A 341-nucleotide genomic window follows, 5' to 3' on the forward strand; every position below is an offset into this window, starting at 1 on the left:
TGAAAATTACCATGATGGCGCCCGCCAAGATGCCGCCGACATGCGCGCCCCAGGAGACATTCTCTTCCAGCCCGAGCGCCAGCATCAGGAACTGCTGGCCGATCCATAACGCCAGGGGGATGAAGGCGGGAAGGGGAAGCGCAATGCGAATGAGGACCAGCACCCAGACGCGCACTTTCGGATGCAGCAGGAAATAGGCCGCGACGACGCCGGAAACCGCACCCGAGGCACCGATCAGTGGTCCTTCCGAGGTGGGTGCGACGAAACCGTGAAACAGCGCGCCGGCGATGGCGCAGGCGAGATAGAAGATCAGGAAACGAAAATGGCCGAGAGCATCCTCG

Annotated in this window: 1 protein-coding gene; it reads right to left on the bottom strand. The window is 61.9% G+C overall.

What is annotated here, in order from left to right:
• Nucleotides 1-341: rhomboid family intramembrane serine protease (locus EN804_RS35530; RefSeq protein WP_135922369.1), on the bottom strand; the 341-nt coding region annotated here is incomplete at both ends.

It is taken from the genome of Mesorhizobium sp. M8A.F.Ca.ET.161.01.1.1 (assembly GCF_004792105.1).
Classification (GTDB): domain Bacteria; phylum Pseudomonadota; class Alphaproteobacteria; order Rhizobiales; family Rhizobiaceae; genus Mesorhizobium.